Origin of the sequence: Azohydromonas lata, assembly GCF_034427735.1 — a bacterium.
Classification (GTDB): domain Bacteria; phylum Pseudomonadota; class Gammaproteobacteria; order Burkholderiales; family Burkholderiaceae_C; genus Azohydromonas; species Azohydromonas lata.
Window position 1 is genome coordinate 1 of sequence record NZ_JAXOJX010000230.1, and the last position, 356, is coordinate 356.

General features: G+C 62.9%; 1 protein-coding gene. It reads left to right on the forward strand.

Annotated elements, in window-relative coordinates:
* A partial coding sequence (locus SM757_RS35165; RefSeq protein ID WP_322468889.1) for a nitrogenase component 1 occupies window positions 1-356 on the forward strand: 356 nt, incomplete at both ends.

The following is a 356-nucleotide window of genomic DNA, read 5'->3' on the forward strand; positions in this document are numbered from 1 at the left end:
CCGCTGGTGCGCACCCCCAACGACAGCATCAACTTCATCGGTGGCTTCGACGGCTTCGTCGTGGGCAACATGAAGGAAGTGCGCCGCATTTTCGACCTCTTCGGCGTGCAGGTGAACATCATCTGCGACCCCTCCGAAGTGTGGAACACGCCCACCGACGGCGAGTTCCGCATGTACGAAGGCGGCACCACCAAGGCTGAAGTCGAAGCCGCGCTCAACGCCAAGGCCACCATCGTCTTCCAGGAGTATTGCAGCGAGAAGACCGCCAAGTACATCGCCGAGAAGGGCCAGGAAGTCGTGGCGCTCAACGCCCCCGTGGGCGTGGCCGGCACCGACCGCTTCCTCATGGCCATCTC